Origin of the sequence: Erwinia sp. MYb416, assembly GCF_037479575.1 — a bacterium.
In the GTDB taxonomy this organism is placed as follows: Bacteria; Pseudomonadota; Gammaproteobacteria; order Enterobacterales; family Enterobacteriaceae; genus Erwinia; species Erwinia rhapontici.
Genome location: NZ_JBBGYT010000153.1, coordinates 1 through 736, shown reverse-complemented (window position 1 = coordinate 736; position 736 = coordinate 1). Strand labels below are relative to the sequence as shown.

Below are 736 nucleotides of genomic sequence, written 5' to 3'. Positions count from 1 at the left end.
CCCGCGAGATTATGATCTTTCCAGAAGCTTTTCGGGAACACCGGCGTTGAGAGTAGTGAAAGCATCTGATCGCGATCGGGTTTGGGCAGATCGAAGCGCACGGTGAGGCGTGAAATGGCTTTCGCCGTCACCCCTTTATAGTAAAAGCGATAAGCTGGCACGCCCTGAGTCATAATCAGGTTAAAGGTGAAGGCTGCATCTTCAGCTGTTATTGGCGAACCATCATGAAAACGCGCCCGGGGGTTAATAGTGATTTCTACCCAGCGATAATCATCTGGATAACGGGCAAATTCGGCGACGAGAGGGTAGAGGCTGCCGGTTTCATCCTCAGATGGAGCAAATAGATTATCGTACAGCGCGTCTGTGCCCACCCCGGGGCTGCCACGCAGGGCGAAGCGGTTGAAGTTATCGTAAGTACCAATCGCGGAAAGTGTGGCGCTGCCGCCTTTCGGCGCCGCCGGATTAGCATAATCAAAATGGGTGAAGCCGCTGGGGTATTTTGCGACCCCAAGCTGGGCGAAGCTGTAGCTCTGATTAATTTTTTCTGCCTGCACGCTGGCCGCAGACAGGCTAAGTAATGCAAAGGCAACAAGACGCACAATCATGGTTTCAACAGGCTCCCACCAGCGACAAATCGGTTATATTTGCAAGCCGTGGCACTAAAACCACGATGACACAATGATAGTAAAGGTTTTTATCTGATTTAACAGCCCGTTATTCCTTTAAAATTGTACTG

At 50.8% G+C, this 736-nt stretch carries 1 protein-coding gene; it reads right to left on the bottom strand.

All coding sequences use genetic code 11. The features are described 5' to 3' along the window. The coding region (locus WH277_RS01460) for an ABC transporter substrate-binding protein (protein WP_339503951.1) at positions 1-605 on the bottom strand (605 nt) is incomplete at its 3' end. Between the last annotated feature and the right edge of the window lie 131 nt (positions 606-736).